General features: G+C 70.9%; 12 protein-coding genes. 7 read left to right on the plus strand and 5 right to left on the minus strand.

Going from position 1 to position 15353, the window contains the following annotated elements; translation table 11 throughout:
* Window positions 1-41: 41 nt before the first annotated feature.
* Window positions 42-2192: a SpoIIE family protein phosphatase gene (locus N8I87_RS36310; RefSeq protein ID WP_411577326.1), complete on the minus strand. Its 2151-nt coding sequence runs from the start codon at window positions 2190-2192 to the stop codon at window positions 42-44.
* A 146-nt stretch (window positions 2193-2338) separates the two neighbouring features.
* Here N8I87_RS36310 and N8I87_RS36315 point away from each other — a divergent pair, with 146 nt between their 5' ends.
* The 3 genes from N8I87_RS36315 to qcrB all read left to right on the plus strand — a co-directional run bounded on the left by N8I87_RS36315 (window position 2339) and on the right by qcrB (window position 6689).
* Entirely contained in the window at window positions 2339-4789 is a 2451-nt protein-coding gene (locus N8I87_RS36315) for a SpoIIE family protein phosphatase (protein ID WP_263215097.1), read from the plus strand.
* A gap of 80 nt (window positions 4790-4869) precedes the next feature.
* Window positions 4870-5145, plus strand: coding sequence for a hypothetical protein (locus N8I87_RS36320; protein ID WP_263215098.1), 276 nt, complete (start codon window positions 4870-4872; stop codon window positions 5143-5145).
* Window positions 5142-6689, plus strand: a complete 1548-nt coding sequence (gene qcrB, locus N8I87_RS36325) for a cytochrome bc1 complex cytochrome b subunit (RefSeq protein ID WP_411577327.1) — start codon at window positions 5142-5144, stop codon at window positions 6687-6689. The genes N8I87_RS36320 and qcrB overlap by 4 nt, the downstream gene beginning before the upstream one ends.
* Here qcrB and ctaF read toward each other — a convergent pair.
* Window positions 6625-7008 (minus strand): aa3-type cytochrome oxidase subunit IV, encoded by a 384-nt coding sequence (ctaF, locus tag N8I87_RS36330; RefSeq protein ID WP_263215099.1) that lies wholly within the window; start codon window positions 7006-7008, stop codon window positions 6625-6627. The two genes, qcrB and ctaF, sit on opposite strands and share 65 nt — an antisense overlap.
* Window positions 7005-8687: an aa3-type cytochrome oxidase subunit I gene (gene ctaD / locus N8I87_RS36335; RefSeq protein ID WP_411577328.1), complete on the minus strand. Its 1683-nt coding sequence runs from the start codon at window positions 8685-8687 to the stop codon at window positions 7005-7007. Before ctaD ends, ctaF begins: the two co-directional genes overlap by 4 nt.
* Window positions 8688-8852: 165 nt before the next feature.
* Here ctaD and N8I87_RS36340 point away from each other — a divergent pair, with 165 nt between their 5' ends.
* From N8I87_RS36340 to N8I87_RS36355, 4 genes are all read left to right on the plus strand, one after another.
* Window positions 8853-9920 carry a glucose-1-phosphate thymidylyltransferase gene (locus tag N8I87_RS36340; protein ID WP_263215100.1) on the plus strand — a complete coding sequence of 356 codons (1068 nt, stop codon included), beginning with the start codon at window positions 8853-8855 and terminating at the stop codon, window positions 9918-9920.
* Window positions 9917-10888 (plus strand): dTDP-glucose 4,6-dehydratase, encoded by a 972-nt coding sequence (rfbB, locus tag N8I87_RS36345; RefSeq protein WP_263215101.1) that lies wholly within the window; start codon window positions 9917-9919, stop codon window positions 10886-10888. Before N8I87_RS36340 ends, rfbB begins: the two co-directional genes overlap by 4 nt.
* Window positions 10885-11766 carry a dTDP-4-dehydrorhamnose reductase gene (gene rfbD, locus N8I87_RS36350; protein WP_263215102.1) on the plus strand — a complete coding sequence of 294 codons (882 nt, stop codon included), beginning with the start codon at window positions 10885-10887 and terminating at the stop codon, window positions 11764-11766. Before rfbB ends, rfbD begins: the two co-directional genes overlap by 4 nt.
* Before the next feature lie 74 nt (window positions 11767-11840).
* The gene (locus N8I87_RS36355) at window positions 11841-12653 is read left to right on the plus strand and encodes a class I SAM-dependent methyltransferase (RefSeq protein ID WP_263215103.1); all 813 of its coding nucleotides are present in this window, start codon (window positions 11841-11843) and stop codon (window positions 12651-12653) included.
* On the opposite strand, the gene rfbC is transcribed toward N8I87_RS36355, so the two are convergent.
* Both rfbC and N8I87_RS36365 read right to left on the minus strand, forming a co-directional pair.
* Window positions 12638-13276, minus strand: a complete 639-nt coding sequence (gene rfbC / locus N8I87_RS36360; RefSeq protein ID WP_263215104.1) for a dTDP-4-dehydrorhamnose 3,5-epimerase — start codon at window positions 13274-13276, stop codon at window positions 12638-12640. The two genes, N8I87_RS36355 and rfbC, sit on opposite strands and share 16 nt — an antisense overlap.
* 28 nt (window positions 13277-13304) lie before the next feature.
* On the minus strand, window positions 13305-15248 hold the full coding sequence (locus N8I87_RS36365; RefSeq protein WP_263215105.1) for a glycosyltransferase family 2 protein: 1944 nt from the start codon (window positions 15246-15248) through the stop codon (window positions 13305-13307).
* Window positions 15249-15353: the final 105 nt, after the last annotated feature.

Raw genomic sequence — 15353 nt, forward strand, 5'->3', positions numbered from 1 at the left:
GGGCCGGACCGCGTCGTCGTACGAGGCGGGTCCGCCGCGGCTCAGGCGGGCCCCAGCGCCCGCAGCAGCAGCACCGCCACGTCGTCGGCCCGCTCCCGTGCCGCCACGCTGTGCGCGACGAGTTCGTCGGCCAGTTGCTCCAGCGGCCGTTCCCCGATCGTGTTCAGCAGGTCACCCATGTCGGCCAGGGCGTCCTCGATGTCCACGCCGGGCGATTCGACGAGGCCGTCGGTGTACAGGACGAGGACCGAGCCCGTGGCGAGGTCGACCTCCGTCGTCGGGTACGTCGCCTCCGCGTCGATACCGAGCAGCGGCCCCCCGGCCAGGTCCAGGACGCGCACCCGCCCGTCCGGCCGTCTCAGCAGCGGTGGCGGATGCCCCGCACGGGCCATCACGGCACGCTCGTTGACCGGATCGAGCCGCAGATACAGACAGCTCGCGAACAGATCGGCGCCGAGGTCGACGAGCAGCCGGTTGGTGCTGGCCATCACCTCCTGCGGCGCCTGGCCGCCGGTGGCGAACGCGCGTACCCCGGTGCGGATCTGCCCCATCAGCCCGGCCGCCGTCACGTTGTGTCCCTGGACGTCCCCGATCACCGCCGCCGCGAACGGCCGGGTCGGCACCACGTCGTAGAAGTCGCCGCCGATCTCCATGCCCTGAGTGGCCGGCAGATAGCGCGCGGCCGCCTCGATGCCCGGCGGCGGCATCAAGGAGCGCGGCAGCAGGGCCTCCTGCAGACCGTGCGCCAACTGGTTCTTGGCGTCGTACAGCAGTGCCCGCGCCAGGGCCTGCGCGATCAGCCCGCCCAGGCTTGTCAGAACGGCCCGCTCGTCCGCTGGGAAGACATGCGGCTCCGTGTAGGCGAGCACACAGGTCCCCACCGGCCGCCCTGACGCGATCAGCGGCAGATAGGCCCAGGCCGCGAAGCCGCCCGGCAGCCCGGTCAGCCCCGGATACAGGCGGTCCAGCTGCTGCCGGGTGTCGAAGAACGCCGGCACCCCCGTGGTCAGGACGTGGGTGCCCGGCATCCGCTCGGACAGCGCAATACCGTCGAACCGCTCGACATGGTGCGGGTTCGCATACCCGCGGTGCCCCAGCACGTGCAGCCGCCCGCCCTGCGACCCGAGCAGCACCACGGCCTGACTACCCACGGACGGGACGATCTCGTCCGCGACCAGCTGCACCACGTCCTGCACGCCCACCGCCTCGGTCAGCGCTCCGGCCAGGCTCAGCACCTGGGAGATGGTGACCAGACGGGACCGTCCCGCACCGGTCTGCGGAGCGGCCCGCCCCATCTCCGCCACCGCCCGTGCCCTGCTGATGCGCACGCTCAGCCCGGTCGTGCTCGGGTAGAGCCGGAACGACAGCCAGTCGCCCGGCGGGCGCAGCGCCACGAACGACGTCACGTGCTGGCTGATCAGGGCGGCCCGGTACCGGTCCTCGTACATCGGGTCGTTCAGCCAGGGCACCGAGGCCCACAGATGGGTGCCGAGGAGCTCACCGGCGGGTGTGTCGAGCAGCTCGGCCGCCGCCGCGTTGGCGAACCCGACCTGGCCGTGCAGATCGAGCGACACCAGCCCGTACGGCAGCCGTGCCACCATCCGCGCGGCCTCGACCGTGCCCAGGGTGCCCGCGACCCCCGTCACGGTCGACGCCAGCAGATCGGGCTCGCGCGGGATCGGCCGGTTGTCCTGCGCCGCCCGCTCCAGGCGCACCGCGAGCCGGTCACAGGCCGCGGTCAGATGCTCACGCTCCCGGTCGGACAGTTCCGGCGGATGCGAACCGGGCCAGGTCACGAAGACCGCGCCGTACGCCTTGGCCGCGGTGGCCACGGGCAGGGCGGCCAGCGCGAAGGGATAGGGCAGGACCACCGCGATACGGGGGTAGCGCCGGGCCATGTCGTCCTCGCCGCCCACCCAGACCAGCCGCCGGCCGCGGACCGCCTCCGCGACCGGGATCGGCGCGCTCAGCCCCACCCGCTCCCACGGCGCCGCGAACGCCCGGGGCAGCCCAGCCACCACCGCCATCTCCAGTACCGGCTCGTCGTTCGCCAGCAGGTACACCGCCCCGGAGTGGGCGTGGACCTCGTCCATCATCGTGGCCAGCGACAAGGAGAGCAGCGGTCGGCCGACCCGCGTACCGGTGGCCTCCGGCGCCTGCGCGGGCTTCTGCCCGTCGGACACGCCGACCACCTCCTCGTACGGCCGCGCGTCTCACCCCCCAGGGGTCAAGGCTCTCTCCTGGCGGCGCGCGGCGCACGGCGAGCGGGCCGCGCCGGACCCCCGTGAGCTCCACGGAACGGTCGCAGGGGCTGCGCGGACGGCCCATAAGCGCTGTAATGGCGGACGTGGTCAGTGAGGGCGCTGCGGTACGCAGAACGAGGAGGGAGCGTGCCGAAGTTGCCCTTGAAACGGTCATGACCGGCCCCGACGCGCCCGATCGACTGCACCGCGTCATCGAACAGGCACTCGTTTTCGCCGGGGCGTCCTTTGTCGGCGTGTACACGCCGAGCGAGGACGGTGCCGTGCTCCGCCTCGCGGAGTCCGCGGGGCTGCCGCGCACGCTGTACGGGCTGCGCGACGGCTATCCCGCCTCCGCGCAGTCCCCGCTCGCCGAGGCCCACCGCACCGGGCAGCCGATGTGGCTCGGCCCCGAGGAACTGGCGGCCTGCCCCGAGGCGCGCCGCACACCGTCCCGGGAGTTCTTCGTGGCGGCCCTGCCGGTGCGGGCGGGCGACGGCTGTCTCCTCGCCGTGAGCGAGCGCGTCGGCGGCTTCGACTCCGAGGACCGCCGGTGCCTGGAACTGATCGCCGACTCGGTCGCCCTGCCCGCCCCGCCCGGGGCCACCGCCACCGGTGAGCTGCCCGCCGACGCCTTCAGCCTGGCCATGGACACCGGCCGCGTGGATGTCGGCGACGAGATCCTGGAGCTGTTCGGGATCGGCCGCGACGAGTTCGACGGCAAGGTCGAGACCCTGCTCGGGATGACCGTGCCCGAGGACCTGCCCGCGCTGATGTCCGTCGTCGAGGCCGACCACATGTCCATCGGCGACCGCGAGCTGGAGTTCCGCGTCCTGCAGCCCTCCGGGCCGCCCAAGTGGCTCCGGCTGCGCGGACGGATGGTCCCGGGCGGCGAGGGCCGGCCCGCGCTCCTGGTCGGCACCGTGACGGACACCTCCAAGCTGCGCTCCGACGTCACCGACGTGGCCCGCGTCCAGCGCCTGGCCGCGGCGCTCGCCACCGCCGGCACCGTCAAGGACGTCGGTCAGGCCGTCGTCAACGCCCTGCGCAAGCCGCTCCAGGCCGACCGGCTCGCCCTCGCCGAGCTGGAGAACGACCGTCTCGTGGTCACCGTCCTCGACCCGCCAGAACCCGACGTCTGGCCCGAGGTGTGGCGCTCCGAGTGGCGCACGGAGTGGCCCGACGCCCCCGTCCGGGCCATGCCCACCCTCGCCGCCGCCCTGCGCGAGGGCCGCGCCCAGATCTGGGCCGCCGGCACCACCCTGGAACCCGCCCTCGCCGAGGTCGGTCCCGGTGGCCTCGCGGTGCTGCCGCTGCCCGCCGGCGGCCGCATGGCCGGCGCCTGCCTGATCGGCTGGGACAGCCCGCACGAGTTCGGCCCCGACGAACGCGCCCTGCTCACCGCCTCCGCCGGACTGGCCGGCCAGGCCCTGATGCGCGCCCACGCCTTCGACGCCGAGCACGAGCTCGTCGGCATGCTCCAGCGCACCCTCCTGCCACGCCGCCTGCCCAAGCTGGCCGGCGCGGTCGCCGTGGCCCGCTATCTGCCCACCACCGCCGGGCTGGAGGTGGGCGGCGACTGGTACGACGTGATCCCGCTGCCCGACAACCACGTCGCCCTCGTCATCGGCGACGTCCAGGGCCACAGCGCGGCCGCCGCCACCCTCATGGGCCAGATGCGCACCGCCCTGCGTGCCTACGCCGCCGAGGGCCACACCCCGGACGTGGTGGTCTCGCACGCCAACCGGCTCCTCATGGACATGGAGTCTGACCTCTTCGCCACCTGCTGCTACGTCGACGTGGACATGGAGGAGGGCACAGCCTGGTGCGTGCGCGCCGGACACCTGCCCCCGGTGCTGCGTCACCCGGACGGCGTAACGGAGGTCGTCGAGACCGAGGGCGGCCCGCCGCTCGGCGTGGTCGACCGGGCCGACTTCCCCATGGCCCCGCTGCATCTCATGCCCGGCACCGTGCTCGCGCTGACCACCGACGGCCTGGTGGAGTCAGCCGACGCCGACATCGACGTCGGCATGGACCGGTTCGCCCACGACCTGGCCGCGTCCGACCCCGCCCACCTCGGTCTGGTCGCCGACGCCCTGCTCGGCAACGCCCACCGCAGCGACGACGTCGCCCTGCTCCTGATGCGCTACGACGGCATGGCCGTGCGCCCGCTCAGGGAGAGCTGGACGGTGTGGCGGGTGCCGGAGGCCGCCCGGCACGCCCGCCGCTTCACCAAGCGCACCCTGCGCGCCTGGGGCGTACCCGCGGACGACCTGGACACCGTGCTGCTCGTGGTCTCCGAGCTCGTCACCAACGCCCTCGTGCACACCGACGGCCAGGTCCGCCTCGACCTCACCCTGGTCAACCACCGGCTCCGGGTCGCCGTCGCCGACGCCTCGCCGCGCACCCCGATGAAACCCACCAACATCGGCTGGGAGGCCACCGGCGGCCGCGGCATCCTGCTCGTGGAGGCCGTGTCGGTCGCCTGGGGGACGCTGCCGGTGAGCGGCGGCAAGCAGGTGTGGGCCGACATCGCGCTCGAGGACTGACCGCCACACGGGTGTGGGTGCGAAAGCCGCACGGCAGGTCGTGAGGGCTCCGGGCCGCCGCCGTGCCTAGGGTCCTTGCCGTGGCACACACCTTCGAAGAGCTCGTGGCGAAGCAGCGCGCGTCGGACATGGCCCACGCGCAGGTCCTGGAACTGCGGGATGCCTACGGCCCGCCCGCCGAGGCGCAACTGACCGGTGCCCAGAAGGAGACCTACGAGACCGCCCTGCGGGCCTGGCGCGACCTGGCCCGGGAGGTGCAGACCGCGCTGAGCGAGTACGCGAAGGAAGCGGGCCGGCCGCGGGGTGACGTCGAGGCGGAGGTGGAGCGAGCGGCGGAGACCCCGGAGAGCACGTGACCCGCCCCGACTCCGAACCCGCCCCCGGCACCGATTCCGCCACCGGTACCGCGCGCCGCTCCGCACACCCCGCCGAGCGGCTGGTCGAGGCGGCGGACGCGCGGTTGCCGGTGCTGGAGGGCGGGGCGCTGCTGCGCAAGGCGTTCCCCGACCACTGGTCTTTCCTGCTGGGCGAGTTGGCGCTGTACAGCCTGCTCGCCCTGGTGCTGACCGGGGTGTGGCTGACCTTCTTCTTCAAGCCGGAGATGCGGGAGGTCGTCTACACGGGCCCGTACGTCCCGCTGCAGGGGGTGCGCATGTCGGCCGCCTTCGACTCCACACTGCACATCAGCTTCGACGTGCGCGGCGGTCTGCTGATGCGGCAGGCGCACCACTGGGCGGCGCTCGTCTTCGTCGCCGCGATCGGCGTGCACATGCTCCGGATCTTCTTCACCGGCGCCTTCCGCAGGCCCCGCGAGCTGAACTGGGTCATCGGGCTCACGCTGTTCGTGCTCGCCCTCGCCGAGGGGTTCGCCGGCTACTCGCTCCCCGACGACCTGCTCTCCGGCACGGGCCTGAGGATCGCCCAGGGCATCATGCTGTCCATCCCGGTGGTCGGAACGTACGTGGCCTTCTTCGCCTTCGGCGGGCCGTACCCCAGCCACGAGATCGTCACCCGCCTGTACTCGATGCACATCCTGCTGCTGCCCGGCGCGCTGATCGCCCTGGTCACCGTGCACCTGATCCTGGTGTTCCACCTCAAGCACACGCAGTGGCGCGGACCGGGCCGCTCGAACCGCAACGTCATCGGCAGGCCGCTCTTCCCCCGGTTCACGGCCGCGTCCGGCGGGCTGTCCTTCGCCGTCTTCGGCGTGCTCGTCCTGATGTCCGCCGTCGCCCAGATCAACCCGGTCTGGGTGTACGGCCCCTACCGCCCCGACCAGGACTCGACCGGATCCCAGCCCGACTGGTACGTCGGCTTCCTGGAGGGCGCGCTGCGCCTCGTACCGCCGTGGGAGACCAACCTCGCCGGTCACACCCTCATGTGGAACGTGCTGCTGCCGGCCGTAGTCCTGCCCGGACTGCTGTTCGGCGTCCTGTACGCATACCCCTTCGTGGAGCAGCGCCTGACGGGGGAGTGGGACCACGAACGGCATCTGTGCGACCGGCCCCGCGAGCGTCCCGTGCGCACCGGCCTGGGCGTCGCCGGCACCGTCTTCTTCGCCGTGCTGCTCCTCGCCGGCGCCAACGACGTCATCGCCCAGTCCTTCCGGATCTCCGTCAACGCCCTGACCTGGGTACTGCGCGTCTCCCTGGTGGTGGCCCCGGTCGTCGCGTTCCTGGTCGCCCGGTGGCTGTGTCTGGCCCTGGTGGAGGCGGAACGGGAGCGGCTGACGAAGGGTGTGCCGACGGGCGACGTACGGCAGACCCTCGCGGGTGGCTACGAGAGCGACCACCGCCCGGCCGGCGACTTCCGCCCCGGTGCGCCCAGGCGGCCGATCACCGGTGCACGTACTGGAAGACCATCCCGAGGACACCGCGCGCCAGCACGCCGAAACCGATGAGGAACAGCCACAGCCCGAACACCACCCCGGTCGCCGCGAGCGCGAAGCCCAACGCGGTGACCAGCGGCCAGATGCTCTCGGCGGGGAAGAACTCCAGGGGCCCCGCGCCGTCGGCCACTTCGGCGTCGGTGCGGTCCTGGGGGCGCCGTCCCTTGCGCACGTACTGCACCGCGCAGAAGAACGCGATGACCGCGGCCATCCCGCCCGCGACGATCAGCGCCGCCGTGCCCGCCGATTCGTGCGACCACACGCCGTACAGGGCGGCGACACCCGCGAAGAACAGGGCGACACCGCCGAACAGCAACGCCTCGACCTTCATCGCGTTCCCTCCTCCACCGTCTGCTTGGCGAACTCGGGGTGGTGCAGGTCGAAGGCGGGCGATTCCGACCGCACCCGGGGCAGGGCGACGAAGTTGTGCCGGGGCGGCGGGCAGGACGTCGCCCACTCCAGGGCCCGGCCGTAGCCCCAGGGGTCGTTCTCGGTGACCATCGGCGCCCGGTGCGCGGTGCGCCAGACGTTGTACAGGAAGGGCAGTGTGGAGGCGCCGAGCAGGAACGCGCCCGCGGAGGACAGGGAGTTGAGCAGGGCGAAGCCGTCCTGGGGCAGATAGTCGGCGTACCGGCGGGGCATGCCGGCCTCGCCGAGCCAGTGCTGGACGAGGAACGTGAGCTGGAACCCCGGGAAGAGCAGCCAGAAGTGCAGCTTGCCGAGGCGTTCGTCGAGCATCTTGCCGGTGAACTTGGGCCACCAGAAGTAGAAGCCGGCGAACATCGCGAACACCACCGTTCCGAACAGCACATAGTGCAGGTGCGCCACGATGAAGTACGAGTCGGTCAGATGGAAGTCGAGCGGCGGCGAGGCGATCAGCACCCCGCTGAGCCCGCCCAGCAGGAACGACACCAGAAAGCCGAGCGACCACAGCATCGGCGTCTCGAACGAGACCGACCCGTGCCACATCGTCCCGATCCAGGCGAAGAACTTGATCCCGGTGGGCACCGCGATCAGGAACGACATGATCGAGAAGAACGGCAGCAGCACCGCGCCGGTGGCGAACATGTGGTGCGCCCACACCACCGCGGACAGCATGGTGATCGTGATCGTCGCGCCGATCATCGGCAGATACCCGAACAGCGGCTTGCGCGAGAACACCGGGATGATCTCGGAGACGATGCCGAAGAACGGCAGCGCCACGATGTAGACCTCGGGGTGCCCGAAGAACCAGAACAGGTGCTGCCACAGCAGCGCGCCGCCGTTCGCCGATTCGAAGACGAGCGAGCCGAACTTCCGGTCCGACTCCAGGACCAGCAGCGTCGCGGTGAGCACCGGGAACGCGGGCAGCACCAGGATCGACGTGAACAGCACGTTCCACGTGAACATCGGCATCCGGAACATGGTCATGCCCGGGGCGCGCAGACACAGGATCGTGCTGATGAAGTTGACGGCACCCAGCGTCGTCGACACACCGGTCACCACGAGCCCCATCACCCACAGGTCGCCGCCCGCGCCGGGGGAGTAGAAGGCGCTGTTGAGCGGCGCGTAGGCGAACCACCCGAACGCGGCCGCGCCGCCGGGCACCACGAAGCCCGAGACCACCATCAGCCCGCCGAACAGATACATCCAGTACGACAGCGCGTTCAGACGGGGGAAGGCCACATCGGGGGAACCGATCTGCAACGGCATCACGGCGTTCGCGAACCCGGCGAACATCGGGGTGGCGAACAGCAGCATCATGATCGTGCCATGGATCGTGAAGAACTGGTCGTAGCCCTGCGCGCTCAGGAACTGCAGCCCGGGGCGGGCGAGTTCGCCGCGCATGCCCAGGGCGAGCAGCCCGGCCAGGAGGAAGAAGCAGAACGCCGTGACCATGTAGAGGCGGCCGATCACCTTGTGGTCGGTCGTCGAGGCCCAGCGCAGCAGGGCCCGGCCGGGCCGCGGCGCGGTGGCGGCGTACCGCTCGGCGATCTCGTACTTTTCCGAAATTTCTGGTAGTTCCGTCATCGCCGGGGACGCTACCCCGGCGCCACCACGGCCTGCCCGCGCCACGCCCTGGTCACCGGGCCGCGTACCCGGAAGCCGCTCGCGGGACAGGGGACGTACTGCCATGAACGACCCAGCAGAGCAAACATAGGTCCGATCCTGACGATCGCCGATAGGGTGTGGCAGATGAAGGCTCTGGTCCTGTCCGGCGGTGCCGGAACCCGGCTGCGTCCGATCACACACACGTCGGCGAAACAGCTCGTGCCGGTGGCCAACAAGCCCGTCCTCTTCTACGGCCTGGAGTCGATAGCCGCGGCCGGGATCACCGAGGTGGGAGTGGTCGTGGGCGACACCGCGGCCGAGATAGAGGAGGCGGTCGGCGACGGTTCGAAGTTCGGCCTGGAGATCACCTACATACCCCAGGACAGACCCCTGGGCCTCGCCCACGCGGTGCTGATCGCACGGGACTTCCTCGGCGACGACGACTTCGTGATGTACCTCGGGGACAACTTCATCGTCGGCGGCATCAGCACCCTCGTCGACGAGTTCCGCGCCAGCCGACCCGACGCCCAGATCCTGCTCACCCATGTCCCCGACCCGCGCTCCTTCGGCGTCGCCGAACTCGACGCGTCGGGGCAGGTGATCGGCCTGGAGGAGAAGCCGGAGCAGCCCAAGAGCGACCTCGCGCTGGTCGGCGTCTACCTCCTCACCCCGCTGATCCACGACGCGGTGCGCGCCATCAGGCCGTCCTGGCGGGGCGAACTGGAGATCACCCACGCCCTCCAGCACCTCATCGACATCCGCGCCGACGTGCGCTCCACGGTCATCCAGGGCTACTGGAAGGACACCGGCAACGTCGACGACATGCTGGAGGTCAACCGCACCGTCCTGGAAGGGATGCAGCGGCGGATCGACGGCGAGGTGGACGAGCGGACCGAGACCGTGGGCCGGGTGGTCGTCGAGGAAGGGGCGCGGGTCGCGAACTCGCGCATCGTCGGCCCCGTCGTCATCGGCGCGGGGACCGTGGTCAGCGACTCGTACGTCGGCCCCTACACCTCCATCGCCGAGAACTGCCGGATCACGGACAGCGAGCTGGAGTTCTCCATCGTGCTGCGGGACTCCTCCATCGACGGAGTGGGCAGGATCGAGTCCTCGCTGATCGGCCGGCATGTGGAGGTGACCCCGGCAGCCGGCGTGCCCAGTGCCCACCGCCTCGTCCTCGGAGACCACAGCAAGGTGCAGATCCGTTCATGAATCTCCTCGTCACCGGCGCCGCCGGGTTCATCGGTTCCACGTACGTCCGTACGCTCCTCGCCGAGGACACCCCGGACGCGCCGCACATCACCGTGCTGGACAAGCTCACCTACGCAGGCACGCTCACCAACCTCCCCACCGGGCATCCCCGCCTGGAGTTCGTCCAGGGCGACATCTGTGATGCCGATCTGGTCGACAAGCTCATGGCCCAGGCCGACCAGGTCGTGCACTTCGCCGCCGAGTCCCATGTCGACCGGTCGATCGACGGGGCGGGCGAGTTCGTCCTCACCAATGTGCTGGGCACCCAGACGCTCCTGGACGCCGCGCTGCGCCACGGCATCGGCCCGTTCGTGCACATCTCCACCGACGAGGTCTACGGCTCCATCGATTCCGGCTCCTGGCCCGAGACCCATCCGCTCGCCCCCAACTCCCCCTACTCCGCCTCCAAGGCCTCCTCCGACCTGCTCGCCCTCGCCCATCACCGCACCCACGGCCTGGACGTCCGGGTCACCCGCTGCTCCAACAACTACGGCCCGCACCAGTTCCCCGAGAAGGTCGTCCCGCTGTTCGTGACCAACCTGCTCGACGGCGCGAAGGTCCCGCTGTACGGCGACGGGCGCAACGTGCGCGACTGGCTGCACGTCGAGGACCACTGCCAGGGCGTGGAACTGGTCCGCACAAAAGGCCGACCCGGCGAGGTCTACAACATCGGCGGCGGCACCGAGTTGAGCAACAAGGAGCTCACCGGTCTGCTTCTGCGGGCCTGCGGGGCGGACTGGGACCGGGTCGAGTACGTCACCGACCGCAAGGGCCACGACCTGCGCTACTCCGTCGACTGGAGCAAGGCCCGCGACGAACTGGGCTACCGCCCGCGCCACGACTTCGCCACCGGGCTGGCCGAGACGGTCGCCTGGTACCGGGACAACCGGGCCTGGTGGGAGCCGCTGAAGCAGCGGGAGTCCCGATGAGGTGGCTGGTCACCGGCGCCGCCGGCATGCTCGGCCTCGACACGGTCGCGGAGCTGCTCCGGCGCGGTGCGCAGGTGACGGGCCTGGACCGCGCCGCGCTGGAAATCACCGAACCCGACGCCGTACGGCGGGTGTTCGACGAGCACCGCCCCGATGTCGTCGTCAACTGTGCCGCGTACACGGCCGTCGACGACGCCGAGACCGACGAGGCGCGGGCGCTGCGGATCAACGGTGACGGCCCCCGGCTGCTCGCCCGCGCCTGCGCGGAGCGGGGCGCCCGCCTGGTCCATGTCTCCACCGACTACGTCTTCGACGGCGAGGCCCGAGGCACCCCGTACCCGGAGAACCACCCGCCCGCCCCGCGCACCGCCTACGGCCGCACCAAACTGGCCGGCGAGCGCGCGGTCCTGGAGGAACTCCCCGGCGCGGCCGCCGTCGTCCGCACGGCCTGGCTGTACGGCGCCCACGGCCGCAGTTTCGTGCGCACGATGCTCGAACTGGAGGCCCGCCGGGACTCCCTGGACGTCGTCGACGACCAGCGCGGCCAGCCCACCTGGAGCGCGGACGTCGCCGCCCGGATCGCGGACCTCGGTACCGCGCTCGGCCGCAACGAGGGCGCGCGCGGCATCTTCCACGCCACCAGTTCCGGCGAGGCCAGCTGGTACGAACTGGCCCGGGAGGTGTTCCTGCTCATCGGCGCCGATCCGGCCCGGGTACGGCCCACCAGCAGCGCGGCCTTCCCCCGCCCCGCGCCGCGCCCCGCCTACAGCGCCCTCGGGCACGCCCGATGGCGGGAGATCGGCCTGCAACCACCGCGCAACTGGCGCTCCGCCCTGCACGAAGCACTGCCCCATATCCGCAAGGAGATGTCTCAGTGAAACCGGCGGACCCCGTCCGGCTTCGTCACTACGATGCTGCACCCTGGTAGGCCGCATGGAAGGAATATCTCGTGATGTCGATTCGAGCAGCCGTGAAGTCCGTATTGGGCGAGGAGAAAGTGCGGGTCCTGCGCCGGCTGAAGCGGCGCCTCTCCGCCAATTGGACCAAGTCGGCCAAGCCGAGCGGACTTGACGCGATCTCCAACGATCTCAACAAACTTGCCGTTCATTTCAAGACGGACAAATGGGGAACGCACCGTTACACCCAGCACTACCAGCGTCATCTGCAGCATTTGAAGAAGGAGCAGTTCAACCTTCTGGAGATCGGGATCGGTGGTTACAGCCGGCCTGGCCAGGGTGGTGCGTCGCTGCGCATGTGGAAGCAGTTCTTCCCGAAGGCGCAGATCTTCGGAATGGACATCCAGGACAAGTCATTTGTCGACGAGGACCGCATCACGACCTTCATCGGCGACCAGTCCGACCCCTCGTCCCTGAATGCCGTCGCCGACAAGATCGGCGAGCTCGACGTCATCATCGACGACGGCAGTCACCGCAGCCCGCATGTGCTCACGACGTTCGCCACACTCTTCCCCCGGCTCAAGGACGGTGGCATCTACGCCGTCGAGGACACCCAGTCGTCGTACTGGCCCGAATGGATGGGCAGCGAGGACCGCGACGCCCCGAACACCAGCATGGCGATGCTGAAGCGACTGGCGGACGGGCTGAATTACGAGGAATTCGTGGACGAGAACTATCAGCCGTCCTATACGGACCTCAACGTCGTCGCCGTGCACTTCTACCACAATCTGGTGATCATCGAAAAAGGCAGGAACGCCGAAGGCACCAACAAGCGCAAGGCGCTGAAGCAGCGCTACGCCAAGTCCTGACCCCGGCCGGCCGAGGGCTGGTCGAACGGGCCCGAGCGCAGCCGCTCGTAGTGGGCGGAGCAGTCCGTGTATGCGGGAAGCAGACCGGATCGCTCCGCCTCGGCCAGGGTGGGCGCGGCGGCGTCCTTCTCGGAGAGCACCGGCTCGATGCCCTGGGGCCAGGCGATGCCGAGGTCGGGGTCGAGCGGGTGCACCCCGTGCTCGCGTCCCGGCGCGTAGCCCGTGGAGCACAGGTAGACCACCGTGGCGTCGTCGGTCAGCGCCATGAAGGCGTGCCCGAGCCCCTCCGCGAGGAAGATGGCGTGGTGCGTCTCGTCGTCCAGCCGTACGGCCTCCCACGCGCCGTACGTGGGCGAGCCGACGCGGATGTCCACCACCACGTCGAGCACGGCTCCGCGCACACACGTGAGGTACTTGGCCTGACCCGGCGGCACGTCCGCGAAGTGCACCCCGCGCAGGACGCCCCGCCGGGACACCGAGCAGTTGGCCTGGGCCAGGTCCAGGTCGTACCCGGTGGCCTCGCGGAACTCCTCGCCCCGGAACCACTCGTGGAAGCTTCCCCGGTCGTCCGGGAACACCTTGGGCTCCAGCACCCAGGCGCCCGCAATGTCCAGTGGTCGCACGCCGTCACGTCCTCCGTGTCATGTTCTGCTACGCCTTCCTACCCCGGACCGTGCCCATGACGCGTCGCGCCTTGCGCGCCAGCCGCAGCAGCAGGCCCGGCGCCGTGGGCCCGGCCACGCGGACCCCGCCGGCGCGGGTCACATGCAGGGCGAGCGGCAGCGTATGGAAGCGAGGTGCCTCCGCCTCCGGGAGCAGGCACACGTCCGTCCGCCACGACGCTCCCGTCAGCTCGTGCCCCGGCACCGACGCCTCCAGCAGCGAGCCGGCCCCGTCCGCCGGGGTGAGCGTCCCCGTCCGCCGCAGGGACCGGCCCGTCGTGGGATCGGTCAGCCGCACCTGCACCTCGGCGCGGTCGGGGACGTGCAGGGGCAGCGCGACGCTGAGCTGGTGGTCGGCCGAGACCGCCGCGTCCTCGGGGGTGAGCCGGCCCAGGCCGAGGGCCTTGCCCGCGCGGTCGACGTCGAGTGAGAAGTTGTCGTACTGCTTCGTCCAGTAGGGCAGCACCACACGGCCCGCGACCACACCGGCGGGCGGCACGGGACGGCCCTGCCGCGGTGCCGGACCGAGGCGGCACTCCTTGGACCAGCCGCCGAGGCCGACGCGGACGTACGCGTCCCACAGGCCGGCGTGCAGCGCGGTACCGCCCGCCGCGGTGCCGGGGTCCACGGTCGCCGTGCCGCGCAGCACCAGCCGGACCCGCCCGTCGTCGGCCGGGACCCGCTCGCGGGTGACCTCCACCGGCTGGAAGAACGAGGCGGAGGTGGCCCGGTCGCGCAGGATCAGGTCGACGGTGGCCTTCTCGAAGCCGCCGACGGCGTCCGCGCCCAGCCAGGCCACCGCCTCCTCCAGGTCCCGCGGCGCGGTGTCCGTGACCGGAGTGCCGGGCCCGTCGGCCGGGAAGGTCAGCGGCTGTCCGCCGGACCTGTACTCGGCGGTGAAGCCGACACGCAGGGTCCCGTCCCGCCATTCGACACCGGTGGGGTCGGCCTTGGGCCCCACCCCGGACTCCCACTGGGCGTGGGCGACGAGGTCGTCGTAACGGTCGTCCCTGATCAGTGATGCCACGATCCGCTGCCCGGGCCGCAGTTTGGGCGCTACGCCGGGACCGAAGCGCTCAAGGATCACGGCGCGCATCTCGTGGAACAGCTCACGCCGGTAGTCGTCGGGCATCGCGAGCAGCCTGCGCCCGCTCATCCGGTCCACCATCTCGACGCGCAGCCAGCGGCGCAGCAGACGGTCGCGCAGCGGGCCCGGCTCGGTGTACCGCTCGACGACGTCCAGGGCCTCACGGAGGTTCTTGAAGTAGCCGACCGGCTCGAAGCGCTGGAAGCCCGCGTTCGAGGCGTCGTGCCGTTTGACGTGGTAGTAGCAGACGTAGTCGGAGAGCACCGAGACGTTGTCGGCGCGCAGATACGCCTCGGTGATGAAGACGTGGTCCTCCAGGCGGCGCCGTCCCTCGGGGAAGCGCAGGCCGACGCGGTCCAGGAAGGCCCGCCGGACCATCTTGTGCGGGGTGAGGCTGTCGATCAGCGGCGCGTTCTCGACGGTCGCGTGCGGATGGTTGCGGCGGAACAGCTCCACCGGCACCGGGCGGCCCTTCCCGGCCATCTTGCCGACGATCACATCGGCCTTGTTCTCCACCCCGTACTCGTACATCCGCTCGAGGGCTTCGTCGCCGAGGTAGTCGTCGTTGTCGACGAACATCACGAACTCGCCCTCGGACGCGGCGATCCCCACGTTCCGCGGCTTGCCCGACCAGCCGGAGTTCTCCTGGTGGATGACCCGGATGTGCGGGTGCTCGGCGGCGAGCGCGTCCAGTGTGGCCGGGGTCCGGTCGGTGGAGCCGTCGTCGACGAAGACCACTTCGAACTCGTCGGGAGGCAGCGACTGCCGCAGCATCGAGGCGATGCAGTCCTCGATGTAGGGCCCTGGGTTGTAGACGGGGACGATGACGCTGACCTTGACCGGCATCCGGCTTCCAATCCCCCTTGGTTCGCCACCCGTTGCCCAGGCGGCACGTGCGCGTGGCCGAATGCTAACCCGGCCCCTTGCGCGGGCGGAAAAGCTCCGCCCGGC

The organism is Streptomyces sp. HUAS 15-9, from assembly GCF_025642155.1.
GTDB lineage: Bacteria > Actinomycetota > Actinomycetes > Streptomycetales > Streptomycetaceae > Streptomyces.

What these genes read in the sequence shown, in the direction of transcription:
- N8I87_RS36365 (WP_263215105.1), bottom strand. Translation starts at nt 15,248, where the DNA reads ATGCCGGTCAAGGTCAGCGTCATCGTCCCCGTCTACAACCCAGGGCCC.
- rfbD (WP_263215102.1), top strand. Translation starts at nt 10,885, where the DNA reads ATGAGGTGGCTGGTCACCGGCGCCGCCGGCATGCTCGGCCTCGACACG.
- rfbB (WP_263215101.1), top strand. Translation starts at nt 9,917, where the DNA reads ATGAATCTCCTCGTCACCGGCGCCGCCGGGTTCATCGGTTCCACGTAC.
- ctaF (WP_263215099.1), bottom strand. Translation starts at nt 7,008, where the DNA reads ATGAAGGTCGAGGCGTTGCTGTTCGGCGGTGTCGCCCTGTTCTTCGCG.
- N8I87_RS36315 (WP_263215097.1), top strand. Translation starts at nt 2,339, where the DNA reads ATGGCGGACGTGGTCAGTGAGGGCGCTGCGGTACGCAGAACGAGGAGG.
- N8I87_RS36355 (WP_263215103.1), top strand. Translation starts at nt 11,841, where the DNA reads ATGTCGATTCGAGCAGCCGTGAAGTCCGTATTGGGCGAGGAGAAAGTG.
- ctaD (WP_411577328.1), bottom strand. Translation starts at nt 8,687, where the DNA reads ATGACGGAACTACCAGAAATTTCGGAAAAGTACGAGATCGCCGAGCGG.
- N8I87_RS36340 (WP_263215100.1), top strand. Translation starts at nt 8,853, where the DNA reads ATGAAGGCTCTGGTCCTGTCCGGCGGTGCCGGAACCCGGCTGCGTCCG.